General features: G+C 60.8%; 23 protein-coding genes and 1 pseudogene. 15 read left to right on the top strand and 9 right to left on the bottom strand.

What is annotated here, in order from left to right:
- The first annotated feature begins 1 nt into the window (after position 1).
- Together NKJ77_RS19890 and NKJ77_RS19885 are read left to right on the top strand one after the other, a co-directional pair.
- Positions 2-1,201, top strand: a complete 1,200-nt coding sequence (locus tag NKJ77_RS19890) for an alanine racemase (protein ID WP_352535622.1) — start codon at positions 2-4, stop codon at positions 1,199-1,201.
- A 9-nt stretch (positions 1,202-1,210) separates the two neighbouring features.
- Entirely contained in the window at positions 1,211-1,954 is a 744-nt protein-coding gene (locus NKJ77_RS19885) for an ATP-binding cassette domain-containing protein (RefSeq protein WP_352535621.1), read from the top strand.
- Positions 1,955-1,977: 23 nt separating this feature from the next.
- On the opposite strand, the pseudogene NKJ77_RS19880 reads toward NKJ77_RS19885, so the two are convergent.
- Positions 1,978-2,231 (bottom strand): annotated as a pseudogene (locus NKJ77_RS19880) (MBL fold metallo-hydrolase); the annotation flags it as partial.
- Between NKJ77_RS19880 and NKJ77_RS19875 the strand changes: the two are divergent.
- On the top strand, positions 2,191-2,355 hold the full coding sequence (locus tag NKJ77_RS19875) for a hypothetical protein (protein WP_155922419.1): 165 nt from the start codon (positions 2,191-2,193) through the stop codon (positions 2,353-2,355). The pseudogene NKJ77_RS19880 and the gene NKJ77_RS19875 sit on opposite strands and share 41 nt — an antisense overlap.
- A gap of 151 nt (positions 2,356-2,506) precedes the next feature.
- Here the strand turns inward: NKJ77_RS19875 and NKJ77_RS19870 are convergent, their stop codons facing one another.
- Complete coding sequence (locus tag NKJ77_RS19870; protein ID WP_023740511.1) at positions 2,507-2,836, bottom strand: GMC oxidoreductase; 330 nt, start codon at positions 2,834-2,836, stop codon at positions 2,507-2,509.
- A 120-nt stretch (positions 2,837-2,956) separates the two neighbouring features.
- Between NKJ77_RS19870 and NKJ77_RS19865 the strand changes: the two genes are divergently transcribed.
- Positions 2,957-3,490 carry an ABC transporter permease gene (locus NKJ77_RS19865; RefSeq protein ID WP_502882089.1) on the top strand — a complete coding sequence of 178 codons (534 nt, stop codon included), beginning with the start codon at positions 2,957-2,959 and terminating at the stop codon, positions 3,488-3,490.
- A gap of 204 nt (positions 3,491-3,694) precedes the next feature.
- Here NKJ77_RS19865 and NKJ77_RS19860 read toward each other — a convergent pair whose 3' ends face one another.
- The 6 genes from NKJ77_RS19860 to NKJ77_RS19835 all read right to left on the bottom strand — a co-directional run bounded on the left by NKJ77_RS19860 (position 3,695) and on the right by NKJ77_RS19835 (position 10,595).
- Entirely contained in the window at positions 3,695-4,546 is an 852-nt protein-coding gene (locus NKJ77_RS19860) for a sugar phosphate isomerase/epimerase family protein (RefSeq protein ID WP_023704358.1), read from the bottom strand.
- Complete coding sequence (locus tag NKJ77_RS19855) at positions 4,543-5,568, bottom strand: ABC transporter permease (protein ID WP_023667740.1); 1,026 nt, start codon at positions 5,566-5,568, stop codon at positions 4,543-4,545. Before NKJ77_RS19855 ends, NKJ77_RS19860 begins: the two co-directional genes overlap by 4 nt.
- A complete protein-coding gene (locus NKJ77_RS19850) occupies positions 5,565-6,572 on the bottom strand; it encodes an ABC transporter permease (protein WP_023681803.1) in 1,008 nt (335 codons plus the stop codon). Before NKJ77_RS19850 ends, NKJ77_RS19855 begins: the two co-directional genes overlap by 4 nt.
- On the bottom strand, positions 6,565-8,079 hold the full coding sequence (locus NKJ77_RS19845; protein ID WP_023704356.1) for a sugar ABC transporter ATP-binding protein: 1,515 nt from the start codon (positions 8,077-8,079) through the stop codon (positions 6,565-6,567). Before NKJ77_RS19845 ends, NKJ77_RS19850 begins: the two co-directional genes overlap by 8 nt.
- Positions 8,080-8,159: 80 nt before the next feature.
- Positions 8,160-9,152, bottom strand: a complete 993-nt coding sequence (locus NKJ77_RS19840) for a substrate-binding domain-containing protein (protein WP_023704355.1) — start codon at positions 9,150-9,152, stop codon at positions 8,160-8,162.
- Between the two features lie 363 nt (positions 9,153-9,515).
- A complete protein-coding gene (locus tag NKJ77_RS19835) occupies positions 9,516-10,595 on the bottom strand; it encodes a substrate-binding domain-containing protein (protein ID WP_023692318.1) in 1,080 nt (359 codons plus the stop codon).
- A 1,011-nt stretch (positions 10,596-11,606) separates the two neighbouring features.
- On the opposite strand from NKJ77_RS19835, the gene NKJ77_RS19830 reads away from it, so the two are divergent.
- The 8 genes from NKJ77_RS19830 (at position 11,607) to NKJ77_RS19795 (ending at position 20,146) form a co-directional block, all read left to right on the top strand.
- A complete protein-coding gene (locus NKJ77_RS19830) occupies positions 11,607-12,629 on the top strand; it encodes a LacI family DNA-binding transcriptional regulator (protein WP_023686868.1) in 1,023 nt (340 codons plus the stop codon).
- 173 nt (positions 12,630-12,802) lie between these two features.
- On the top strand, positions 12,803-13,816 hold the full coding sequence (locus NKJ77_RS19825) for an SIS domain-containing protein (protein WP_352535620.1): 1,014 nt from the start codon (positions 12,803-12,805) through the stop codon (positions 13,814-13,816).
- A gap of 28 nt (positions 13,817-13,844) precedes the next feature.
- Positions 13,845-15,167 carry an ABC transporter substrate-binding protein gene (locus NKJ77_RS19820; RefSeq protein ID WP_352535619.1) on the top strand — a complete coding sequence of 441 codons (1,323 nt, stop codon included), beginning with the start codon at positions 13,845-13,847 and terminating at the stop codon, positions 15,165-15,167.
- A gap of 11 nt (positions 15,168-15,178) precedes the next feature.
- Positions 15,179-16,138 carry a carbohydrate ABC transporter permease gene (locus tag NKJ77_RS19815; protein ID WP_352535618.1) on the top strand — a complete coding sequence of 320 codons (960 nt, stop codon included), beginning with the start codon at positions 15,179-15,181 and terminating at the stop codon, positions 16,136-16,138.
- On the top strand, positions 16,135-16,995 hold the full coding sequence (locus NKJ77_RS19810; protein WP_352535617.1) for a carbohydrate ABC transporter permease: 861 nt from the start codon (positions 16,135-16,137) through the stop codon (positions 16,993-16,995). The genes NKJ77_RS19815 and NKJ77_RS19810 overlap by 4 nt, the downstream gene beginning before the upstream one ends.
- A gap of 21 nt (positions 16,996-17,016) precedes the next feature.
- Positions 17,017-17,871: a sugar phosphate isomerase/epimerase family protein gene (locus NKJ77_RS19805; protein WP_352535616.1), complete on the top strand. Its 855-nt coding sequence runs from the start codon at positions 17,017-17,019 to the stop codon at positions 17,869-17,871.
- Complete coding sequence (locus NKJ77_RS19800; RefSeq protein WP_352535615.1) at positions 17,868-18,731, top strand: PfkB family carbohydrate kinase; 864 nt, start codon at positions 17,868-17,870, stop codon at positions 18,729-18,731. The genes NKJ77_RS19805 and NKJ77_RS19800 overlap by 4 nt, the downstream gene beginning before the upstream one ends.
- The gene (locus NKJ77_RS19795; RefSeq protein WP_352535614.1) at positions 18,728-20,146 is read left to right on the top strand and encodes an NAD(P)/FAD-dependent oxidoreductase; all 1,419 of its coding nucleotides are present in this window, start codon (positions 18,728-18,730) and stop codon (positions 20,144-20,146) included. The genes NKJ77_RS19800 and NKJ77_RS19795 overlap by 4 nt, the downstream gene beginning before the upstream one ends.
- Before the next feature lie 177 nt (positions 20,147-20,323).
- Here NKJ77_RS19795 and NKJ77_RS19790 read toward each other — a convergent pair whose 3' ends face one another.
- Positions 20,324-21,418 carry a LacI family DNA-binding transcriptional regulator gene (locus NKJ77_RS19790; RefSeq protein WP_023830433.1) on the bottom strand — a complete coding sequence of 365 codons (1,095 nt, stop codon included), beginning with the start codon at positions 21,416-21,418 and terminating at the stop codon, positions 20,324-20,326.
- 213 nt (positions 21,419-21,631) lie between these two features.
- On the opposite strand from NKJ77_RS19790, the gene NKJ77_RS19785 reads away from it, so the two are divergent.
- The 3 genes from NKJ77_RS19785 to NKJ77_RS19775 all read left to right on the top strand — a co-directional run bounded on the left by NKJ77_RS19785 (position 21,632) and on the right by NKJ77_RS19775 (position 25,298).
- Positions 21,632-22,474, top strand: coding sequence for an ABC transporter substrate-binding protein (locus NKJ77_RS19785; RefSeq protein ID WP_023692311.1), 843 nt, complete (start codon positions 21,632-21,634; stop codon positions 22,472-22,474).
- A gap of 94 nt (positions 22,475-22,568) precedes the next feature.
- Positions 22,569-24,110 carry an amino acid ABC transporter permease/ATP-binding protein gene (locus tag NKJ77_RS19780; RefSeq protein ID WP_023830432.1) on the top strand — a complete coding sequence of 514 codons (1,542 nt, stop codon included), beginning with the start codon at positions 22,569-22,571 and terminating at the stop codon, positions 24,108-24,110.
- Positions 24,111-24,170: 60 nt separating this feature from the next.
- Positions 24,171-25,298, top strand: a complete 1,128-nt coding sequence (locus NKJ77_RS19775; RefSeq protein WP_023830431.1) for an NAD(P)/FAD-dependent oxidoreductase — start codon at positions 24,171-24,173, stop codon at positions 25,296-25,298.
- Positions 25,299-25,362 lie beyond the last annotated feature (64 nt).

The following is a 25,362-nucleotide window of genomic DNA, read 5'->3' as shown; positions in this document are numbered from 1 at the left end:
CATGTTTCTCGACATTTTGCGCCGCCGCAACCCCGCCTTCATCGAATCAGCTATCCGGTTGCACCAGCAAGGTAAGCTGCCGGCCAATGCTTATGTGCTCGATCTCGACACGGTTGAGGCCAATGCGCGGGTTCTCAAGAGCGAGGCCAACCGCAACGGCCTGAAGATCTTCGCCATGACCAAGCAGGTCGGCCGCTCCTCGTCGTTCTGCCGGGCTGTGATGCGCGGCGGCATTGACCGCGCGGTCGCCGTCGACATGGCTTGCGCCCGCGCCACCCACAAGGCAGGCATGAAGCTTGGCCATCTCGGCCATCTCCAGCAGGTCGCAAAATTCGAAGCGGCGGCTGCGGCGAAAACCTTCAAGCCGGACTACTGGACCGTGTTCAATGATACCAAGGCTGGGGAAGCGGCAACAGGCGCCAAGGCGGCCGGCTATGTGCAGCATCTGCTGGCCCGCATCGCCGCCGAAGGCGATATCTTCTATCGCGGCCATGAAGGCGGTTTCAATGCCGCCGACATTATCGATGTCGCCGACCGGCTGGATGCCGTCGAAGGCGGCCGTTTCGCCGGCATCACCACTTTCCCTGCTCTGCTGTTCGACCATGCTTCGCGAAAAGTGCTGCCGACCCCCAATCTGGCGACGCTCGCGAAAGCTGCGGAAGCGCTGGCTAAGGCAGGCCGCAAGGACATTGAGATCAACGCGCCGGGCACCACGTCGAGCGTTATGCTGGCGGCACTCGCCGAGGCCGGCGCGACGCAGTGCGAGCCCGGCAATGGACTACATGGCACCACCGCGCTGCATGTCATGGAAGATTTGCCGGAGCTGCCGTCGGTGCTCTATCTCGCCGAGGTCTCGCATCTCTCCGGCGGCAAGGCCTATTGCCTTGGCGGCGGCTTCTACATCGATCCGATCTTCCCCGACTACGACGTCAAGGCGATCGTCTCGGCTGAACCGACAACGGCAGGCTCGGCACTGCGCAGCGTCGAGGTGCCGCCGCCCTCGGCGATCGACTATTACGCCATGATCGATGCCGCCGGCGCGAACGCGCCGAAGCCTGGCGACAGCGCCGTGTTCGGCTTCCGTGGCCAGGCCTTCGTCACCCGCGCCCATATTGTCGGCGTGTCGGGCATTTCGACGGACAATCCGAAAGTGGAAACCATCGAGAACGGCTTCGGTGAACCCTATGCCTGGCCAGTCTAGGAGAAACACATGACGGTGAGCGCGCCCATCCTTCAGCTGCACGACATTCGCAAGAATTTCGGCGGCATCACCGCGATCGAGAGTTTTTCGCTCGAGGTTTTCCCGGGCGAGATCGTTGCACTCGTCGGCGACAACGGCGCCGGAAAGTCGACGCTGGTCAAGATCGTCTCGGGGGTCCACCCGCCCTCGTCCGGCACCATCGTCATCGAAGGAAAACCGGTGACGATGTCGAATGCCACCATGGGGCGCGCGCACGGCATCGAGGTCGTCTACCAGGACCTGGCGCTGGCCGACCAGCAGACGGTCTACATGAACATGTTCCTCGGCCGCGAGCCGCTGAACCGCCTCGGTTTGCTCGACCGCCGCCGCATGATCGACGAGACCGAGAAACTGGTGAAGGAACTGGACGTGCGCATCCCCTCCGCCCACGCCACTATCCGCGATCTCTCCGGCGGCCAGCGCCAGGGCGTTGCGATCGCGCGCGCCACGCATTGGGCAAGCAAGCTGATCCTGCTGGATGAGCCGACGGCGGCGCTGGGCGTTGCCGAAACCGCCCGGGTGGAGGCTATCGTCCAGTCGCTGAAGCAGCGCAATGTCGGCATCCTGATCATCAGCCACAGCCTCGACCAGGTCTTCAAGCTCTCCGACCGCATCTGTGTTCTCAGGCGTGGCAAGCAGATTGGAATTCGCGAGACCGCGAAGACCGATAAGAACCAGATCATTGCCATGATCACCGGCCTGCAGCAGCAATAGCAGGAACCTCTCTGAGAGCCCCCGCCCGAGATCCGGATGTTGTCGGCAATCACGCGATCGATCAGCTTGTGCCGCGTGGTGATCGCCATCGGCCCGTCCTGGTCGTAGCTGCCTTGCCACTCCGGATGCGGCGCCAGCAGCGCTGGCACATACATCGTGTCGGCCGAAATCATGCGCTGTTCCTTGCCGTAGTTTGCGAGGTAGACCGAGTGGCCGGGCGTGTGGCCGGCGCAGCGATGATCTGGAAGCCGGGCGCGACTTCGGCGCCGTCATGGATGCTGCTGGAACTGCTGCGTCTGGTGAAGCTGCCTGCATCGCCTGAATTTCTCCAGGCGTATCCGCACCAGCTTTCTGGCGGCCAACAGCAGCGCGTTGGCATCGCTGTCCCAGTCTCGATTTGATAGGACCTATGCAATGTATGGCGGCGCCGACATCACCGTGCCGCCCGGCGGAGTCAAGCTGTCCGGTTTCGGTCGCGACAAGTCGCTGCATGCGCTGGACAGATACACCGTCTCAAAACAGCCTGGATTTCTCTCGGCTGCCCGTTTTTCGCTAAGCGCTGCCGAGGATGAAATCGGCGCAGCGGTCGGCGATCATGATCACCGGCGCGTTGGTTTTGCCGCTGATGAGACGCGGCATGATCGAGGCGTCGCAGATGCGTAGGCGCGGCACGCCGCGCACGCGCAATTGCGGGTCGACCACCGCCTGGTCATCGCTGCCCATCCGGCAGGTGCCGCAGGGGTGATAGACCGTTTTGGCGTGTTCGAGGATGTGGTCTGTTATGGACTGATCGGAAAGGTCGGCGGCCCCGCCCAGCGACAGCTCCTCGGCGATCACCGCCTGCAGGGCCGGCTGACGCAGGATGGTGCGGGCGATCTTCATGCCGGCGAGCAGCAGGGCAACACCAAGATGCGACGGCAGGCTTTCCCTACGAAACCCGCTTCGAGGATCTGGAATATCTCACCACCGGTCGCACCGATCTGGTTTCGGTTCTTACCAACAATGCCTACCTCCATTCCCATTCCTCATTCTTTTGTCTTCCTGCTTGTCCTGGCGGCGGTGATGTTGGTCGTTCTGCACCGTACCGCCTTCGGACTATACCTCTACGCCGTCGGCAAAAATGAAGAGGCCGCGCGGTTTTCGGGAATCCGTACCGGCCGGGTTATCATCTGCGCCTATGTGATCTGCGCCGGGCTGACGGCGCTGTCATCCATCTTTCTCGCAATGTACACACGCTCGATCCTGCCAAGCTCGCACGGCAATTTCTACGAGCTCTACGCCATCGCCGCCGCCGTCCTTGGAGGGTTCTCGTTGCGGGGCGGGGAAGGCTCAATCATTGGTGTGGTGCTTGGAACGATCTTGCTGCAGGTGCTTCAGAACCTTGTCAATCTTCTAGGCATTCCCTCCTCACTCAACTTTGCCGTGAGTGGATCGGTGATCCTGATCGGGGTACTGGCCGACCAGGAATACACAGAGTTTCGAAAGCGCCGCGAATTGATGCGGGGCCGGCTCGCAACCGCCGAAGGCAGGCTGTGATGCCCGAGCCGGTGAAATAGATTGTTCACGGCAGTTGCGATCGCCGACCGGTTGGCTGCTTGCGCCCGGGGGGCAGCCGAAGGCCGGGATCTAAAACGCCGCAATATTGCCTCTCAAGCGGCTCCTGCTTCGAAGGCAGTCGCCGCAATGTCGATGCAGTCGGCTCATGATGTGCCGAGTTTCGATCTCGCATGGCGATGTAACTTATGCGATCAGCCCGTACTGCCGTGCCTTGTTGCGCAAGAACGGCAGACCGTTGCCCATTACAACCGCTTCACTCTCGGCCACCGGACGCCACACGCTGAGGCCAAACGCCAGACGCGGATCCATGTTGATGAAGCTCTCCATCGCGAGCCCGCCCTTGAAGCCGATCGCGGCCAGCGTTGCGAACGTCTCATCCCAATTGCAATTGCCCTCGCCTGGGGTGCCGCGATCAGACTCGGAGAGGTGGATATATTTGAGGTAATCGCGGGCGACGATAATACCGTTGCCCATACCTTTCTCCTCTATGTTCATGTGATAGGTATCAAGGTGCACGAACATATTGTCGGCGCCGACTCTCTCGATTAGTGCCACCGCCTGAGCCGCGGTGTTGATGATGTGGTTCTCGTAGCGGTTCACGGCTTCAACACCGAGTTCGATGCCGCGAGACTTGGCTTGCGCGGCGGCGGACGTCATCACTTTCGCAATGTTATCAAGTTCGTCCTGCGTAGGTGGCACGCCAGTACGCTCGCCGATGCCGCCATAGATTACGCCGCATAGCGCCTGGGCTCCGATGTCGGCCGTCTTGTCGATAGCCACCTTGAGAAAGTCAATCGCCTCCTGTGGGTGGCGCGATGCCCACGCATATTCGGGCAACCCTAGCGAGCACACCGCCTGCATGCCATTTGCCGCCAGCAGCTTGCGGGTGTGATCGGCATCGCAAGAAAATGGATCGGCCAGCGAAATTTCAATGAAATCGAGATCGTATTTTTTCACCGCCGCTACAGTGTGCTCGGCGCCCTCTACGGACCAACCACTCGTCCACATGCTCGTATGAACGCCAAAACCCTTCATCGTGTTATCCTCATGAAATTGAGCTGCCCGGCAGCCCACCGCAAGATCATGACGCCGATCAGCATGATGCCCCAAATGGCTGTGGCCAGGTGCTGGCTGGCGCCCAAGAGATTCAGTCCCGAAGAAAGCAACTGCAAAACGATGAGGGCTAGGAAGACCGAAACGACCTTGCCGAAGCCGCCAAACGGATTCACCCCGCCCAAAAAGCAGGCAAGCACCGTAATCAGCACATAGGACTCGCCATGGCCGACACGGACGGAATTGAATCGTGCCATCATGATAATGCCGGCCAACGCACACATGGCGCCAGACAGCGCGTAGATCAGAATGATCACGCGTCGCGTCGAGATGCCGGAATAGCGCGTCGCCTCGATGTTGGAGCCGACCATATAGTTTGAAAAGCCAAGCCTGGTTCGGGTCATCAAAACATGCCAGACGATGACTGCGCCGAGCAGTATCAGCAGCGGGACAGGAATGCCGACGATGCTGCCGTGGCCCAGGGGCTGGATGAATTCGGGAAAGCCCGAAATATCGGCGCCGCGGGTCAGAAACTCGCCAAGGCCGCGCAGGAAAATCATCACCGAGAGCGAAACGAGGATGGGGTGCGCGCCGGTATAGGCTATCACCGGGCCCATGACCAAGCCGCTTGCCGTGCCAACGCCGACCGCAAGAACGGAACCGAGTAGAAAGGCATAGATGCTTGCGTCCGGTCCTCCGTTGGCCTGAAGAACCCAGGCGAGCGTGAGGCCACAGAGATTGGCCGTGAACGTCACGGCGAGATTGATGCCGCCCGAGATGATCGGCATCAACATCGCGAGCGTAAGCAGTCCAAGTTCAGGCAACTGGAAGGCCACCGATTCAAAGGTAGCTTTGGACAGGAATCGCGGCGAGAGAGATCCGAAGAATGCAATCACCAAAATCAATGCCAGCAAAAGTCCGATATTCTCGGCGCCCAACGTGCCGGCAAGACGGCGCAAGAATCCGTGCCGTAGCGCTCCAGTTTCGAGCACGCGCTGCGTCATGTACCCATCCTCTGCCGCAAGCCCGCGAGGATATGCCCGAGCGGCGCGTTGGACAGCGTGATGGCAATCAAGATGATCGCCCCGACGATCATCTTGAAAGCATAGGGAGAGATGCCGAGGAGGTTCAGCCCGTTTTGCGTCACCGACACAAGAAACACGCCAAGGATGCAACCGAGCACGGTGCCGCGCCCGCCACCCAGCCTGGCACCGCCAAGGACAACAGCTGCCAGCACGTCCAGCTCGCGCCCCACCAATGCGTTGGGCACGATTTCCTGGGAATAGTGCACCTGCACAAGTCCCGCGATCCCGGCCATCAAACCAAGCCAGCCGAAGGCAATGAAGTGCATCGCCGCGATGTTGATACCGAGGCGACGGGCGCCCTCCGGGTTATCGCCAAAAGCGTATAGCTGCCGTCCCGTGGTGGTATACCGGATAAGCCCCCAGGTGGCGGCGACGCAGACCGCCATGATCGCAACCGGCAGTGTTAGCTCGGCCCAATTGCCATTCGCCTGTTGGAACTCGAAAAGCACAGTGCGATGCGTCCACCATGCAGGCAGATTGTAGATCGATACACCGTGCGTGAAGAACATCAGAAGGCCGAAAAAAATATTGAAGGTGGCGATGGTGACAACGATTGAAATGATCTGGAAATAGTAGATGAGGCCGGCGTTCACCGCACCCAGGGCGATCCCGACAATTGCCGCCAAGGTGAGGCCGATGAACCAATCACCACCTCCCATTTGGGCTAGAGCCAGCGCCACAACGTATTGAACCACTGACGCGGCCACAGCGAAGGAGATGTCGATGCCCCCAGCGATCAACACCACCAGCAGCCCAACCGCGAAGATCAGATTTGTCGAGCTTGTGTTGAGCAGATTGAAGAGATTGGCAATGGTGAAGAATTTGTCGCTCGCAACGGAGAGACCTGCGCTCATGATGAGAAGAACCACAACGAGCCATGTCTCGGTGGGATGAGCCCGGAAGAGCTTGCCGCGGTTACGCATAGACGGCAGCTTCCAGGTCGCCGAGCGGGATGGCGTGCGGATCGTATTCGGCGACTATCTTGCCCGCAGCCATATGAAGGATACGATCGGCGTTGAAATAGACCTCCGGCACTTCATCGGATATCAGCAGAATCGCCAGGCCTTCGGCAGCGAGCTTGGCGACAATCTCGAAGATGCCGGCCCGCGCGCCAACGTCCACCCCCACGGTTGGCGAATCAAGAATGATCAGTTTCAGGCCGACCGCCAGCCATTTGGCGATGGCCACCCTTTGCTGGTTGCCGCCCGAGAGCGTGGAAATCGCATCGGTCTGCCGCCCGACTTTTATCGCCAATTCCTCGATCCAATGATTGACGAGCGCGTCCTTCTTCTCCGAGGAGATCAGCCCTCGATCAAGGATCTTGTCGAGCACCGGGATAACGGCGTTGTCGGCGATGGACTGAGCTTGTATGAGACCAAGGGACAAGCGGTCTTCGGAGAGATATCCAATACCCGCGCGGATTGCGTCGCGGTTGGAGTTCAGATGAAGAACCGTCCCGTTGAGTGCGATGCTGCCGCGGTCTGGGCGCAGCATGCCGAAAATAGAAAGCGCGAGTTCTGTGCGACCGGCGCCGAGTAGCCCGGTCAGGCCAAGCGTTTCACCTCGCCGTATTGTCAGCGAAACGTCGTCATAGTCGCCTGCGCGGGTCAATCGATCGATCTTCAACACGACGGGTGATCCACTAAGGTTTCTCGTGCTCACGGTTTGGTCGAACGTCTTGCCGGTCATCAGTTCGGTGAGGCGTGATTGGGTCATTCCGGCGGTCGGGAACACCCCAACGACCTTACCGTCGCGCAGAACGGTGACGCGACTTGAGATCTCCAGAACTTCCGCAAGGCGATGGCTGACGAAGACGATGGCCATGCCTTCATTCGAGAGTGTTCGAACGATCGCGAGCAACCGGTCTGTTTCCGATTGAGTAAGCGACGATGTGGGCTCGTCCATGAAAATAACCTTCGCATCGCCGGCGAGCGCCCGGGCGATGGCGACGATCTGACGTTGGGCGATTGCAAAGCTACGCAGAGGCGCGTCGACATCGAGGTCGGCGCCAAGCCGCGCCAACAGCCCTCGCGCCACCTCGCGAATGCGCGAATGATCGACGAGCCGAGGCATGTTGCCGAGGACAGTTCTGATCCCGATATTTTCCGCGACTGTCATTTCAGGAAACAGTGCGAGGTCCTGCCAGATGACTTCCACCCCGGCGCTGCGCGCCGCAGCCGGCGACATGATGTCGACAGACTTTCCGGCGATCGACATGTTTGCGCCGGCTAGCGGCTGACAAACGCCGGTGATTACCTTGATCAGGGTGCTCTTGCCGCTGCCGTTCTCACCGGCGATGCATTGCACTTCACCCGGGAGAACCTCGAAGGCGACATCCTGGAGGGCTCTAACGCCACCAAATGTGACGCTTATGTTGCTAAACGACAGAACCGATGGGAGGTCCTGCGTCGTAGACGCGACGAGGTTCACGGCGGGCCCTTCTGAAATGACAAGGATGGGGCGTGCCGGGATTGATTTGCCACCCCGGCACGCCAGCCATGGTCCGCCATCTAAAGCCCTAGGGCTGCAAGACCATCGACCGTTTCGACCGTGATAGGCTGCACAGCGTCCACGATGATGGTGCCGGTTTTGAAGTCAGGGTGAACGACACCCAGACCTTCGATCGTCATGCCGTCGGTAATTTCACCGCCGCCCGCCAGAAAATCAGCCATCGTTACGAATACTTTGCCCGCTTCCAGAGGATTCCACATATAGCCGCCGTCAATAATGCCGGATTTGAGCATTGCGCTGCCTTGGCTAGGCGAGAATGAACCGACAAGAACCACCTTGTCACCAAGCTTCTGCTCCTCGATCGCGCGTCCGGCGCCGATCGGTCCCTGACTGCCGAACGTCAGGAAGCCGCCGAGGTCAGGATTGGCGGCAAGCACATCCAGAGCCGTCTTTCGGCTGTCATCGGCGCTCTCGGCGACGCCATATCTGTCGCCAACCATCTGCATGTCGGGAAAGTTCTTCTTCAGGTAGGCGATTGCAGCATCGGCCCAGGCATTGTGTGCGGGCACAGTAAGAGAACCTACGTACACAACGTACTTGCCTTTGCCGCCCATTTTCTCGGCAAATAGCTTGGCATGGGCCTCACCGAAACCAACGGCCGAGACCATTTCGAAGTCCCAATCAGCGTTCACCTGGTCTGGCGATTCATGGGTTATGACCTTGATGCCCGTGTCGCGCGCCTTTTTTAGAACCGGCTCGAGAACGTTTGCATCATTCGGCACGACGCCAATTACGCTGACGCCCTGAGCTATCAGGTCTTCGATCGCGCGGACCTGAAGTGCCGGGTCGGCGCTGGTCGGCCCGACCATGAAGCCGTCGTCGCCAAGCTCTTTCGACTTTTCCTTTATTCCCGTTTCCATGGCATTGAACCAGGGAATGCCGCCGATCTTCACGACAACTCCAACCTTGACGTCCTTTGCCAGCGCAGCATTCATTGTGGCGACCGAAAGGGCTGCGCCGAACGCTGCCGCGAGTATAGTTTTTGCTAACATTTAATTCCTCCCTGATTGACGAGTTTTTCAGTTGCCTATTGCCCATGTCGGCTTTGTTTGGCCCACCCCTTTGTGCCCGACGGCATTGACGCACTCGGCGCCGCATTCCTCCCAGAACGCGCCATAAAAGACTTTGAATGCCGGCCGGTCAAGGTGCTAAATAGATTTAGCAAGGCGGTCACGCCACCAGCGTCTAAAAACATTTCTCGATTGATGTAAACGATCCGCCCTTCGCACTCAGGCTGCACCCGAAGAACGACATGCGATCGCCCGCGAGCCTTGGGTGGAGGCGGTGCTACCCAGATCCGAGGTGCTGATGAACGGAGTTGAACTTCTGCAACGATGTCTCGTGACAAAGAATTGCTAGTGGTCGATGCTCGATTTGGATGCCGAATCCCAATCTTCTTGGGCGCCGTCATGCTCTCCGGTTCGCCCAAAGCTGGTCGGTACGGTCACCAGCGGAAAGTGGTCTATCGAATAATTCTCGAGAAGCGAAAATCCTTCAGCAATCATCACCTCGACATTCTGTCGGACCATGGTCACATCGAAGGGCAAATGCGCCGCGAATGGATCCCAGTCGAAGCTTCCGACAACAACCCGTCCAAGCTCACTTGAGGCTAGTGTCGAAGTGAACCGCAATGTTCCTTCAAGAGCGGTCACGCCGTTGACGAACATACCTGAGGGCAGATGCCCAAGCTGAGCGTATCGTGCAGCGAGAGACCGAGCAGCGTTGGTCGGTGCGTATCCGCAGCAGTCAATCGTGCCCGGGCCCGTAACAATCCCATGCGCTGCCAGCGCATCGTGAAAACCCAGCAAACGGCTACGTGTTGCGTCATCATCGCTGACCCCGCCAAAGAAGAAGAGATCTTCGGTGGAGCCCCCTCGTTCTTTCAATTTCTGAACAATGATCTCTGTGAGCGCCTTGGCGCCCCCGTAGTTGTCAGAAACAACTGAGGGAGCCCGGCGGCCTGGCAGATCGATGTTGATGCACCGGACGCCCGCTGCCCGGCACAGATCATTCAGCGGATCGGGGTCACGAACGCCCGCAAGGAAGAGAAATTCCACCTGCTGAGCCAGCAGGGTTTCCGTCACACTCAACTCGTTATCAGGATTGCGATGGGTGCTGACGACGATCGGGCACAAGCGGTGGACGCGGGATTCCGCTTCAAAGGCTTCGGCCAATCCGGCGAAGAAGCGATTGCGGTAATGTGGCAAGATCATTCCAGCGAGTCCGGATCGGGAAAGCCGCAATCCTCGTGCCTTGAGGTTGACAGCATAGCCAAGCCGCTCAGCCCAATCGAGGATGGTCGCTGCGGTTTCCGCCTTGATCCGGTGCTGTTGCCACGAGCCATTGAGGACGAGACTGACGGCGGTCGGGGACGACTTTGCCGCCACCGCGATATCATAAATCGTTGACTTGCGTCGGACAGACTTTCTCGCCATTGGTGACGCTCCCGCTGGGAGATGCAGTAGACGCTAGTGCGGGGTCAAGGCAACATCTCTAAATTGCGTCAAACGGTTTGGAGGAGCGACCCCACGGAAGGACGCGGCGTCTCGTGCCTCCGGTCCGGTCTCCCTGATTGTCTCGATCGTTGCAATGACAGCGCCAGGGAAATCGGCAGATTTGGGATTTTCCCTGAAGCTTCGTTCAGCGTCACTGGAGACACCAACCCCAGTGTTTCGGCTTTGGTCTCCCCGATGATCAATCACCTTGCAAAGGTCGACGAGAAGTTTCGATCAGTTTGGAGCCCACCGTTGGCGATGGTCGGGCGCACGCGTCACGATCGAGTCCTCCGTTTCAATAGCGGGAAGATGAAAGCTTTGGGTTTCTGAGTCTCTATCTGGCCCCAAAAGGGTGCTGCCGGATGCGCCTCGTCTCCGGGCGTTGTTTGCGTACTTGGCCGAGGTGCCCTTGCTTGGCAAGTTCCTTCCGCGACAAGGGTCTGCTCGACAGCATTTTCGTCGCTATTGCCAATGCGGAGCCCCGAAGGATCAAAACCGGTTAGCAGCATGATGCCGACGGTTCAGAGCAAGCGACTCAGATTCCCGATTTGCTCAGAGTCTCCCAGCCTGTGGCTCTCCGTGCAGCGGGCCTTGAGCGTCTGGCTCGGCCTTTTTGAAAGCTCGCCTCCAATCGCTGGACGAGTTTGGCGGCAAGGCTAGTCGTCTCCATCGGTGTTATGATCGATGCCAGGGAGGCCGCCTGGACCATGGCGTGAACTCATGCCGCATGCTGGCAGTGCAAGGCAATGAACTGACTGCACAACATGTAGGTGCATTCGTGGATCAAATTTCCAGATAGCCAAACAGCGCGCGTATCTCGATTAGGTGGCAAGGAGTTGCGAAAGCTATGTTCGCAGTTTGAGAATCGTCCGATATGCCGCACAACGATGCCGGCAAGACGAGCCGAGAATGATCTGACGCAATGTTCAGATCCAAGAAGGACGGTTACCTGTGGCCCAGAAAGGAATCACACTAAAGGACGTTGCCGCAGCGGCTAAGGTGTCGCGCGCCACGGCCGCCCGGGCGCTCAACAGCTATGGTTACGTTGGCGACGAGACGGCGCTCCGCGTGGTTGAGGCAGCCGAAAGGCTGGGCTATCGGGCCAACCTCGTCGCGCAGGCGCTGCGCAGCGGACAATTGCCGATCATAGGCTTCGTGCCCGGCGATATCCAGAATCCGTTCTTCGCCCGAATCGCGCACGACATAGAGGTGGAACTGCGCAAGCACCGCCACAATCTTCTGATTGCCAGCAGCGAGGAGAATGTAGAACAGGAGAAAGAACTGCTTGAGAGCCTTCGCTCGCTCAGCATTCGCGGCTTCATCCTTGCCCCAACGTCTGCAACCGACAGCCAGCATATTGTGCAACTGGCCCGCGAAGGCGCACCGATCGTGCTCATCGACCGCGTGGTAAAGGACCTGCAATGCGACAGCGTCGTCGTCGACAACGAGGGCGGGGCACGCGAGGCAGTGGACTATCTAGTTGGCAACGGTCACCACCGGATCGGTCTTTTGCGCGACGAGTCACGCATCTTTACGGCACAGGAACGCTTGGCTGGCTACCAAAACTCGCTCCACTCGCATGGGATCGCAATCGATGAAGCGCTCATCGGCGTATCGCGCTCGACCGTCGAGCACGCCATCGAAGCCACGATCCGCCTGTTCAGCCGGCGCAATCGCCCGACCGCACTGTTCACGGTGGACAGCCTCATGACGCAAGGCGCGCTTCTTGGCCTGCGTTCAATGGGGCTCTCGATTCCGCATGATGTGTCGGTGGTTGGCTTCGATGACTTCAACCTCGCCACGTTCACCGATCCGCAGATAACGGTCGTGGCGCAACCCATCTCCGAGATCGGACCGCTCGCCGCCAGATATCTGCTGGAGCGGCTTGCCGGCAAAAAGGTTGCACCGCGCCGTACCCGATTTCAGACCCGCTTGATCGTACGCGGATCGGTTGCCCGGCGCGCTGTGCGCTAAAGAGCAAACCCCTCGATTTCGGAGAATTTCGTCTAAAGGACTTGCCATTGGCGAAATTGCGTGCCCATTATTGCTTGTGAGATCGATCTCACATCGGAAAAACGAGCTAGACGGCCCACCGACGCCTAAGGCGGGCTAGAGGCCTGTCACATGCGAAATACAAGGAAAACGTCATGCTGAACTTCGATAGGGACCGCTTCGTGAAGATCCAAAGCGGGGCCGTCGCCGTCGCAGGTGAGGTTCGCTCACTCATGCGCACACTGCTGGCAGATGGCGTCGAGCGGCTGTTTTTCATGGGCACCGGCGGCGTGCAGCTTCTAACCTTGCCCGCGATCGAGTTGGCGCAGCGCTGTTCTACCTTCCCGGTGAGCGGTGCCTATCCGGCGCAGGTCGTGATCGATCCGCCCGCCGGTCTCGACAGCAAGGCCGTGGTGGTCATCCCGTCCTTGTCGGGCACGACCAAGGAAGGCGTCGAGCTCATGGCCTTTCTGAAAAAACGTGGTGTGCGCACGATTTCGCTCACCGGCCATTCGGATACGCCAATCGCACGGGAGGCTGGCCACAATTTCACGAACTTCGCCGAAGACGACACCTCGTCGGAATCCTTCTACCTGCAGACGCTGCTGATCGTCCTGGCCCTGCTGGAAGAGCGCGGCGAATATGATGATTTTGATGGCACTGTCGCCGAACTCAAACTGCTGCCGGATCTGCTTGCCGACGCCAAGGCTGCCTTTGAGGACAGGGCGGCCGAACTGGCCCAGACAATCAAGGACGATACCTATCACATCTTCACCGGCGCCGGCTCGGTGTGGCCAGAGGCACACTATTACGGCATGTGCATCCTCGAAGAGATGCAGTGGATTCGCACCCGCCCGGTGCACGCCGCCGACTTCTTCCACGGTACGCTCGAGTTGGTCGAGCCGGGCGTCAGCGTTTTCGTGTTCAAGGGCGAAGATGCCCTTCGGCCCCTGGCCGACCGGGTCGAGAACTTCGCCAAGCGCTACACGGACCGCGTTCGCACGCTGGACGCGGCCTCGGTCAAGTTGCCGGGCATCTCCGCAAAGGTCCGCGGCATGATCTCGCCGGTTCTGCTCGCCACCTTGCTCGAGCGGCTGAGCGCCCATCTCGAGGTGCTGCGCAACCACCCGCTGACCACCCGTCGCTACTACAAACGCGTGGAATATTGATCCCCTCTCACCTCTGAAGGAGCTATCCATGAAACGTTCGCTGCAAATCGTGGCGGTCACGGTGGCCGCGGTATCATCATTGGGGTTGTCGATAAGCGGCAGTTCCGCCGCTTCGCCGGCTGTCACGGCCGACCCAAACGCCAAGGTGGAATACACCGGCACGCTTTCGGTCCTGACGAAGTTCGGGCTGCAACAGCTGTCGCCCTATTTCGTCAACCTGGCACAGGCCTATGAGAAGCTCCATCCGGATGTGAAGGTCGAACTTATCCAGGAGAGCGACGACAGCGTGAAGGGCAAGACCAAGACGCTGGTCGCTTCCAACTCGCTGCCCGATATCTATTTCTCCTGGACAGGCAGCTGGGGTGGCAATTTCGTGCGCGGCAATCGCGCCGTTGATCTCACGCCCGTCATTGCTGCCGATACCGAGTGGGGCAAGTCGCTGTCTCCAGCCGCCGTCAAGGCGTTCCAATACAACGGCAAGTTCTATGGCATTCCGCTTTACCAGGATGCCAAGTTCATGGGCTACAACAAGCAGATCTTCGCCAAGCTCAGCCTCAAGGCACCCGGCACTTTCGAGGAATTGCTGACCAGCTGCGACGCCATCCGCAAATCCGGCGTGACACCGATCTCCTTCGGCAACAAGGAGGCCTGGCCGGCAATCCACTTTGCAGGCCAGCTGCTCGCCTACAACGTGCCGCAGGGAACGCTGGAACGCGACTTCGATCCGGCCACCGCCCAATACACCGACCCAGGCTATATCGCAGCACTCAAGCAGTTCAGCCAGCTTGTCGAGCGCTGCACCGATGGCGCCGGCGTCAACGGCACATCCTATGCCTCGGCTCTCCAGGCCTTCACCAACGCGCAGTCGGCCATGTACTACCAGGAGATCATCGAGTTCGATCAGGCCGCCACGCCGGAGTCGGCGTTAAAGCCCGCCGATTTCGGATTCTTCCGGCTGCCGGTGCCCGCCGGCGCCAAGGGTGACGCCAGGTCGATCGAGGGCGCGCCGGAGGGCTACATGATCAATGCGGCATCGAAGAACATCCCGCTGGCGATCGATTTCATGAAGTTCGTGACTTCGAAGGAAAATGCGCAGGTGCTGTCTGCGCCACCCTATGGCCAGCCGAGCGCCACCATCGGCGGCGCCTCGGAATCGAACATGAGCGCGGCTGTGGTCGGTGGCCTCAAGGATATCAACGCCGCCTCATACCTCATGCCCTGGCTGGATACGGCCAACCCACCGCGCGTCGCCGCCGTCTGGCTGTCCAGCCTGCAGGCGCTGGCGGGCGGCTCGATGACGCCCGAGCAAGTGATGGACGAGGTGCGCAAAGCCGCATCCGCGGCCAAATAAAGCAGGTGAGAATGGCAAGGGCCTCGGACACAGTGGACAGCGGCGCCGACATCGGCGTCGCCAGGCCGCAACGGCCAAAGAGCCGGCGGGCCTGCTTCGCCAACCTGTTGTCGTTGCGATGGGCGGCGATCGCGCTCATCCTCATCGGCTGGTTCGTCTATTATCCGATCGTCGACAATTTCATCGTCAGCACCACCGACCAGGACATCTACACCGGCGAGGTCACCAATGTCGGCCTCGCCAATTACGACCGGCTGCTACACGACCCGGTCGTGCTGCTGGCGCTGTGGAACAACTGCCTCTACGCTCTCATCTCCGTCATCTTCCAGGTCTTCGGCGCGTTCCTGCTGGCGGCCATTATCGAGGACCTGAAAAGCGAAAGCTGGCGCCGGCTGTGGCGCGCCGTCTATTTCGTGCCGTCGGCAATCTCGATCACGGTGACCGGCCTGCTGTTTTATTTCATCTACCAGCCGCAGATCGGCTTGCTGGATGCCGCCCTCAGCCGTGTTGGACTGAGCCAGCTCGTCATGCCTTGGCTCGGCAATGAGCACACCGCCATCTATGGCATCATCGCCATGAGCCAATGGCAGGGTTTTGGCTATTCGACGCTGCTGTTCGCCATTGCCATCCAGAAGATCCCGCGCGACCTCTACGATGCCGCAACGATCGACGGCGCGGGTCCGCTTCGCCGCCTGTGGAGCATCACCTTTCCGCTCACCCGAGAAATGACGGGGTTGATGATCATCGTCACCATCACGGGCGCGTTCCAGGTGTTCAACGAGGTTATGGTGATGACCGCAGGCGGGCCCAACAACAGCAGCCAGGTGCTGGGCACGTGGCTCTACCAGAAGGCCTTCATCGAGGACAATTTCGGCTATGGCGCGGCGATCGCCGCCGTCATCTTCATGTTGACCATGCTCACAGGTGCGGCACAGCTCTGGTACACCAAGCGCCGCCGGGTGCAGCTATGAGTGCGATGGTCGCAGCCGGTCGCAGCCGGCACGTCAATGTGTGGTCGGTCATCGCCAGGACGTTGCTCTATTCATTCCTGGTCTGCCTTGGTGTCGTCGTCATCTATCCGCTGATCTGGATGGCGCTGAGCGGCTTCAAGGACAATGCGCAGATCTTCGGCGATCCCTTCGCCCTGCCCACCCATTGGTCGTGGAACAATTACGTGCAGGCATGGAACCAGGGCGTGCGTGGCTACGTGACAGTCTCGGTGCTGGTGACCATCGCTTCGGCCATATGCACCGTGCTGATCAGCGCCTGGACGGCCTTCGGCCTGACCCGCACGAAGATGCCGGCAAAGCCGCTGGTTATCGCCATCGTTCTGGGCGGCTTGATGCTGAGCCCCACGGTGGCGATCATTCCACTGGTGAAGATGTTGCAGGCGCTCGGTCTCTACAACACCTACTGGGCGCTGATCATTCTCTACACGGCGTTCCGGGTGCCGTTCACCACTTTCCTCATCCGCGCCTACATGCTGGATCTGCCTGAAGACATCGACGAGGCGGCGACGATGGATGGCGCCAGCGAGGGTCAGATCTTCTGGCGCATCACCTTGCCGCTGTGCCGGCCGATCATCATTTCCTGCGTCATCCTGCACGTCCTGTTCGCCTGGAACGAATATCTCTTCGCCATGATCTTCACGAGCGGCTCGGATGTGCAGACGCTGCCGGTCGGACTGACGTCGATCATGGCAACCCACGGGACCAACTATGCCGTGGTGTTCGCGGCCATGACGATCTCGGCGCTGCCTATCGTGATCGTGTTCTTTGGCGCGCAACGCTACTTCATCCGTGGCTTGGCCGAAGGCATCGGCAAATAACAATTCCCGAAAGGAGCCTTCATGCCGCAGATCGCTGCTCATCAGCTGATCGGAGCCAATTTCAGCTTCCAGCACTTCCCCTTCGATGAGGTCGCCAGGACGATCCGAGGCTTTGGCCTGCGCGAGATCGAACTGTGGGGGATTGCCCAGCATCTGGACCTGTTCCACGCCACGGACGCGCGTGTCGAATCCGTTCGCCGGGTACTCGCCGACAACGAGCTGTCGGCTTGGTGCTTTACGCCTGAGCAGGTGTTGTATCCAATCAACATCGCCTCCGGCGACGCCGCACTGCGCCAGGACAGCATCGAGCGGTTTTGCCGTGCAGCCGACATCTGCGCGGCGCTTGGCGCCCGCTATCTCTTCCTGACGCCCGGCCGGGGCTACGAGAGCGAACCCCGGCAACCGGCATGGGACCGCGCGGTCGGTTCGATCGGCGAGATCGCCCGGCGCGCCGCCGCAAACGGGGTGCGCTGCCTGCTCGAGCCGTTGCAGCGGTTCGAGAGCAACCTCGTCAATGATGCGGCAGGCCTGCGCCAAATGCTGGATGAGGTGGGCGCCGGCAACGTCGATGTCGTGCTCGACACTGTCGCCATGGCCACGGCCGGCGACACCGTGGCCGGCTATGTCGACCTGTTCGGCTCGCGGCTGGCGCATGTCCATCTGGTCGACGGCACGCCAGGCGGGCATCTGGTGTGGGGGGAGGGCACGCTGCCGCTCGGCCACTATATCAGCGAGCTTGCGCGCCTGGGCTATGCCGGAAAGTTCACCTTCGAGCCGTTCGGCAACGGCTCCTACGCGCTCGATCCGGTAAAAGCCTGGACACGCTGCCTTAGCGCCATCGCGCCATACCTCAATCGCGCAACGGTGCCGGCATGAGGTCGAAGAAGCTTATCGCGGTCGGGGACAATTGCATTGATGCCTATTTGACCAACAACTTGATGACGGTGGGCGGCAATGCCTTGAATGTCGCGGCGCAATGGCGGCGCAACGGCTGGTCCGCGCGCTATTTCGGCGCCGTCGGGAACGATCCCGAAGGCGACGTGGTGCTTGCCGAGCTGGTAGGTGCCGGCCTATCCCCCGACGACGTCGAACGGCGTCCCGGCGATACGGCCGTCACCTTGCTGCGCGATGAATCCGGCGACCGGAAGTTCCTGCACGAATCCTTCGGTGTGGGCGAAAACTTCATGCCGCTGCCCGCGCATTATGCGGTCATCGCCGGGGCCGACTGGGTGCATCTCGGCACCAACGCCAACAAGCACCTTGTCCAACGATTGGTGGCGGACCATGTGCCGTTCAGCATCGATCTATCGACCGCCCACATGGCGCTGCCGCTCGACGGTGTCCCGCTTTTGTTTGCGTCCGGACCGGACGATGTCGATGTTCCCATCGAGCCATCGCTGGGCGGGCTCAGGGCGGCCGGCGCAAGGCAGGTGGTTTTGACCTGTGGTCGACGCGGCTCCTACTTCGACGATGGCACGAATGTCGTGCATGCGCCGGCGACGCTTGTCGATGTCGTGGATACGTGTGGCGCCGGCGACAGTTTCATTGCCACTTTCCTCGCCGGCTTCCATTTCGGCGGCCTCGGCGCCCTGGAGGCATTGCACAGGGCTTCGATCGCGGCGGCGCAGACCTGCACCCATCTCGGCGGGTTTCCCCAGAGACCGCGTCCGATACCCGATTGGCTGCCAGCCAAATATGCCAGCTTCATTGTCGATGCGCAGGGAGCCCAAGCGTGAGTACACTTCGTTTGCGGCAGCCTGCGGTCGCGCTTGCATCTGACCGGTCGTTTTGGCTGCAGGACATTGCCGCCGCCCCTGCGACCGAGCCATTGCGAGGCGACGAGCGCGCCGACGTGGTGATCGTCGGTGGCGGCTATACCGGTCTGTGGACGGCGCTGCGGATCCTTGAACTGGCGCCGCAAACGCGGGTGGTGATCCTTGAAGCCGATCTGTGCGGATCGGGGGCCTCGGGGCGCAACGGCGGTCAGGTCCATTCATGGTTCGCCGAAATCGACCAGATCAGTGCGGTCGTCGGTCTCGAGGAAGCGCGCCTGCTGTGCGCCGACACGGTGGCATCGATCGCGGAGCTGAAGGCGCTGCAGCAAAACGGCACCATAGACATGGACCTGAGGCTGGACGGATGGTTGTGGACCGCAAGCTCCATTGCGCAGGAAGGCGCCTGGGAGACCGCCGTGGCCTTGACGGCGGCTGTTGGAGAAAACCGTTTCAGCCCGCTGACAGCCGAGGACATTCAACGCCGCACCGGTTCATCGGCCTCCTATGTCGGCGTCGTCGAGACCACTGCCGGCACGGTCCATCCCGCCAAACTTGCCATCGGATTGCGCAAGCTGGCACTGGCACGCGGCGTCATCATCCACGAGCGCAGCCCGGTCCTCGCCATCGAACCCGGCATGACATGCACGGTGCGCACGGCGCATGGCGCGGTACAGGCCGACAAAATCGTGCTTGCCGCCAACGCCTGGCTTTCGGCGCTGCCGGAACTGCGGCGACATCTTTATGTCGTCGGCAGCGAGGTGATTGCCACTGCCGCCGTCCCCGAACTGCTCGACAGCATCGGCTGGCGCGACGGTGCCTCGATCTGCGATTCCCAGGCCCAGGTGCTCTACTACCAGCGCACCATCGGGGGCAGGGTGGTCTTCGGTCGTGGCAGCGGCAACGTCGCCTTCAGTGGAAATTTCGGCGCCAGCTTCAACCGCAGCCCGGAGCACGGCCGCGACAATATGCGAGAGCTGCACCGGGTCTACCCCTCGCTGCGCGGTGTGGCGATCGAATATGACTGGTCGGGGCCGATCGACTGTGTGCCTGAACACGTTCCTGTCTTCGACCACCTGCGCGATCAGCCCAATATCTTCTACGGCATGGGATTTAACGGCACCGGCATCGCGCAGACGCCGATAGCCGGACGCATTCTGGCGAGCCTGGTGCTCGAGCGAAAGGATCGCTGGAGCGAAAGTGGTCTGGTCGGCATCGAGCGGCGCATGTCGCTGCCGCCCGAGCCTTTGCGTTATCTCGGCGCCAGGCTTGTCCGCGCCGCGGTGCGCCGCAAGAACGAGGCCGAGATCCGCAACCGCAAGGCCGGCAGGATCAGCAGTCTTCTGGCGGCCCTGAAGCCAGGCAGGCGCAAGAAGTAGCCGGGCATTTGGCTCATCGTCATGCTCTTCAAACCATGAGCCAGCACGTGCCGTCCCAATGACGGTGGACGCGGCATTGCGATCAGGGTGCTTGCTGGGTTGATCGACGTACATTCTTAAAGCGGAGTGCGTCGACCTTGTCCTAACGTATTCATGTGGGCCGTACCGCCGTCACGCCTATGCTTGGCGCACTTGCGGCTTTCCATTTGAGGGCGGGCCAACGGATCCGCGTGCAATGATGGCGGTCGGCAAAACGAGCCTTTCCGCCGGGCGGGAATCTCCCTTCAATCGTCGGATGAGCAATTCCGCGACGCTCTTGCCAAGCGCGTAGACGGGCTGGTCGATAACAGTGATGGGCGGCGTGGTGACGCTCGTCCAGTCCGCATCATGGAAAGTGATGAGCGAAATGTCGTCGGGAACCCGCAGGCCGCGCTCGCGGGTCACCTTGAAGATCTCCAGCGCAATGACGCTGTCGGAGGCGAGGATCGCCGTCGGCCGATCCGGCGCCGACAGCATCTCGCCGGCAACCCTGCGCGTTTCGGTGGGGCTTGTGGCGCCAAGGCGGACATAGCGTTCTGGCCGATCAAGTCCGGCCTCTCGGCACACGGTGAGGAAACCGTCGATGCGCTCACGGACCGACGAGGTGTAGATCTGCCCGAGATCCCGGTACTCGTGCCCTTCGGCGTCGACCGCGGTTACATAGGCGATGTTGCGGTGGCCGGCATCCGCTAGAAAGCGGGTCGCCAGCATGGCGATGCCGCGATCGTCGGTCGTGACCGTATCGACATCCAGATCTGCCAGCGCCCTATCCAGCAGGGCAAGCGGTCGGCCCGAGCGGTGGATATCGCGCAGGTGCGCGATGTCGCGCGATTCCGACGGCGTGACGATCAGCCCGTCGACGCGCTTGCCGATGAGCAGTTTCACGGCCGCCTTTTCCGCCTCGATCTTCTCGCCGGAATTGGCCAGGATGACGTTGAACCCGGCTGCCTTTGCCGCGTCGCTGATGCCGCGTACCGCGAGGCTGAAGAACGGGTTCTCGATGTCGCCGACAACCACGCCGATGATGCCGGAGCGGCCGGTCGTCATGCTGCGGGCCAACTCGTTCGCACGATAGTCCAAGGCCTTGGCCGCAGCCGTGACTTCCGCGCGGATCATGTCGCTGACGACGCCGTATCCGCCGAGCACGCGCGCGGCTGTCGCTTTCGAAACATTGGCCGCGCGGGCGACGTCGCTGACCGTTATCGACGGGGTCTTGGGGGCGGTTCTTTTCATCGGATGACGACTACAAGAGTTGTTGACGGGAGGTCAACGTGGCGATAACGATTAACAAAGAGACCGGTCTCACGCAATATGAGACCGGTCTCTTTAAAAGGAGTGGAGCCGAGAGGCGTGACGGACCGTGATTTCGGCAAGGGCATGTCGGCGCGCCAGATGGCGGCTCGACGCAAATACCAAGAAGAACAGACCTTCAGAGTGGAGAAAGACATGAGCAGGAAAGAAATTCTCAAGTCGTTGATGTGCCCGGTCAGAACCGGCGCAATGGCTCTTATGGCGATGTGCGTCGGCGCTGGGCTGGTTTCAGGAGCGGCCGCCGCGGATGACAATCCCTATGGCCTCATTGATGCGAAGGTCATCAGCGTCGGGACCATGGGCGATGCCAAACCCTACGCTTTCACCCAGGCCGATGGGTCGTTCACCGGCTTCGACATCGAATTGTTCCGCAACGTCGCGAGCCGCCTTGGATTCAAGCCCGACCAGGTGATCTTCACCGGCCAGGAATTCTCGGCGCTGATGCCTTCCGTTGCAAACGAGCGCTTCGATGTCGCGGTCGCGGCAATCGGCACGACGGAAGCACGCAAAAAGACCGTCGACTTTTCCGACGGGTATATCGCAGGCTATCTGTCCGTGCTTACTGCCGACAAGGCGATCACGTCGGCGGACGGGCTCAAGGGCAAACGTCTCGGCGTCGTGCAAGGCACGCTCCAAGAAATCTACGCGGCGAAGAATTTTGTCGGAACCGATCTCGTCAAATTCCCCGACAACAACTCCGCCGTTTCGGCGCTTAACAACGGAACCGTGGATGCCCACTTCCTCGATTACGAGGCTGCCAAGGACTATGGCGTTCGCTATCCGAACCTGAAGATCGCGGTCAATATTCCTTCCTTTGACGCGCCGGCCGGCTTCGTCCTGCGCAAGGGCAACGACAAGCTCCGCAATGCGCTGAACACCGCCCTTCACGCGGCCATGCAGGACGGCACCTGGAAAACGCTTTATGAAAAGTGGTTCCCCGGCTCGCCGATGCCCGACCAGTATCTTCCCAAGAAGTAGACCGTACCCGGCCGCTGGCTCTCATGCCGGCGGCCGGATTACGCCGCCGTCCTTGATGCGGACGATGTGAATAGCGCAACCGAAAGGGGGGCGAATGAACTGGCTCGAAAACCTGCGGCGCAGTTTCCTCGACTGGCAGGCCATGGCGGACGTGCTGCCCAGCATGATCACCATCGGATTGAAGAACACGTTGATCCTCGCCGCCGCGTCGACGGTGCTGGGTGTCATTCTTGGCATGATCCTGGCGGTCATGGGCATCTCGCAATCGCGCTGGCTGCGCATTCCGGCGCGGGTCTACACGGATATATTCCGTGGGCTGCCGGCGATCGTCACCATCCTGCTGATAGGCCAGGGCTTTGCCCGCATCGGCCGTGAAATCTTCGGCCCTTCGCCCTTTCCGCTCGGCATTCTTGCGCTGAGCCTGATCGCCGGCGCCTATATCGGCGAAATCTTCCGCTCGGGCATCCAGAGCGTCGAGCGCGGGCAGATGGAGGCCTGCAGGGCGCTCAGCATGAGCTACGGCCAAGGCATGCGCCTGATCGTGATCCCGCAAGGCATCCGCCGCGTCTTGCCGGCCCTCGTCAACCAGTTCATCGGCAACGTCAAGGATTCAAGCCTTGTCTACTTCCTCGGTCTGCTCGCCTCGGAGCGCGAGATCTTCCGTGTCGGTCAGGACCAGGCAGTGGTCACCGGAAACCTCTCGCCATTGCTTCTGGCCGGCGTGTTCTATCTCGTCATCACCGTGCCGTTGACCCATGTGGTCAACTACATCGACAACTCGCTGCGGGTCGGAAAGCAAAAGGCCGGCCTCGTCATCAGCGGCCTGGCCGAAGTGAGCGAACTGGAGGGCGCCACCGGCAGTGCACCTTCGGAGGCCGGCTCTGATGCCGGCTCAGCGCTGCCCCGCTTCAAGGGCGGCAGTCTCGCCATCACCGGTCTCGACATGGCCTATGGCGACCTCGATGTTCTCAAAGGCGTCAGCCTGGCAGTCAAGCCTGGCACGGTCACATGCGTGATTGGCCCATCAGGTTCGGGCAAGTCGACCCTGCTGCGCTGCCTCAACCGCCTGGTCGAGCCCAAGGGCGGTGAGGTGTTGCTCGATGGTGCGAGCATCCTGGCGATGAAGCCTGAAAAACTGCGCCGGCGTGTCGGCATGGTTTTCCAGCAGTTCAATCTGTTTCCCGACCACACCGCGCTCGAAAACGTCATGCTGTCGCTGACCAAGGTAAAGGGGCTCCCTGTACAGGAAGCTGAGCGCATCGCCGAGGCGCGCCTTGCCGACGTCGGGCTTGCGACCCGCAAACACCATCGTCCAGGGAGCCTTTCCGGTGGCCAGCAGCAGCGTGTGGCAATCGCTCGTGCATTGGCGATGGACCCGGAGGTCATCTTGTTCGATGAGGTAACAAGCGCACTCGATCCCGAACTGGTGAAGGGCGTGCTCAACCTCATGGCGGATCTCGGCCGGCGCGGCATGACAATGGTCGTGGTGACACATGAAATGGGCTTCGCCCGCAAGGTCGCCGATCAGGTCGTCTTCATGGATGAAGGCCGCATCATCGAGGCCGGCACGCCTGCCGCTATTTTCGACTCGCCGAAAAGCCCACGTCTGAAGCACTTCCTTGCCGAAGTGCTTTGATCACGCATGAGCCCTTCAAGACGGCCGCCCAAACCAACCTCCACCAGTGAAAGATATCTCATGGCTGCATCACATCAGGTTTCCAAGGTCGTTGTTGTCGGCGGCGGCATTTTTGGCGTCTCCTCGGCCGTTCATCTTGCAAGGCTCGGCATCGAGACCGTGCTGGTCAATGATGGACCGCTCGCCAAGGGAGCTTCCGGCCGCTCGCTCGCCTGGATCAATTCGGCGCGCAGGCGCTCGGCTGAATATCATCGCCTGCGCATGATCGGTATCGACCGCTACCGCAGTTTGTCGGCGCGATGCCCGGATGCCGCCTGGCTGCGTTTCGACGGTGGCCTGACGTGGGATGCGGACGATGCCTCAAACGAGATCGCCGATGTCTTCGCTCACGAAAAACGTCTCGGCTATGATGCGCAGCATCTGTCCGCGGACGCCACAAGGTTGGTCACGCCGGGTGTCTGCGCAAGCGCTGTCACGCCTCAAGGCGCGATCTTCAACCCGGGCGAGGGCTGGGTCGACCTGCCGTCGCTGATCGAGATATTGATCGCGGAATTCGTGGAGCGGGGCGGCCAGGTGCTCACCGAGGCCGGAAGGGCTACCGTCACCGTCGCCAACGGCCGCGCCACCGGCGTCACCACCACCAGCGGGGTCAGCTTCGCCGCCAACGCGGTGCTTCTGGCGACCGGTGCGGATGTGCCGCGAATGGTTGCCGTGGCCGGTCAGCGTATTGCCGATGGGACACCAATCGCGCTGCTGGTCAGGACCAAGCCAGTCGACTTGCCTCTACGCGCCGTGCTCAACACGCCGCGCGTCGCCATCCGGCCGACGCCTGATGGCGCCCTCGCGCTCGATTCTGCCTGGTCGGAAAAAGAGGTGGTAGTCAATCCGGACGGGACTTATCGCGTAAAAGCATCGACCATCCAGGGGCTTCTCGACGAAGCGTCGAATGTTCTCGACGGTCATCCGAAATTGGAATTGGAGAGCTACGGTGTCGGGCCCAAGCCGATCCCCGGAGACGGCGAGCCGGTCTTCGGCCAGTTGCGGGAGATCGAGGGGTATTACGTCGCCTTCAGCCACAGCGGCGCAACACTTGGCTTGATTGCCGGCGAACTGCTTGCAACCGAGATCGCCACCGGAACAGAGCACCCACTCCTTGCAAGCTTTCGACCGTCTCGATTTTCACTTTAGCCTGCCAATTCGCCTCGGAATGGGATGTAATGTGGCATGCCTGGAGTTTCGCTAGCCGAGACGG

This window comes from Mesorhizobium sp. M0052, from assembly GCF_040323255.1.
In the GTDB taxonomy this organism is placed as follows: Bacteria; Pseudomonadota; Alphaproteobacteria; order Rhizobiales; family Rhizobiaceae; genus Mesorhizobium.
This window is presented reverse-complemented; position numbering and strand designations above follow the sequence as displayed.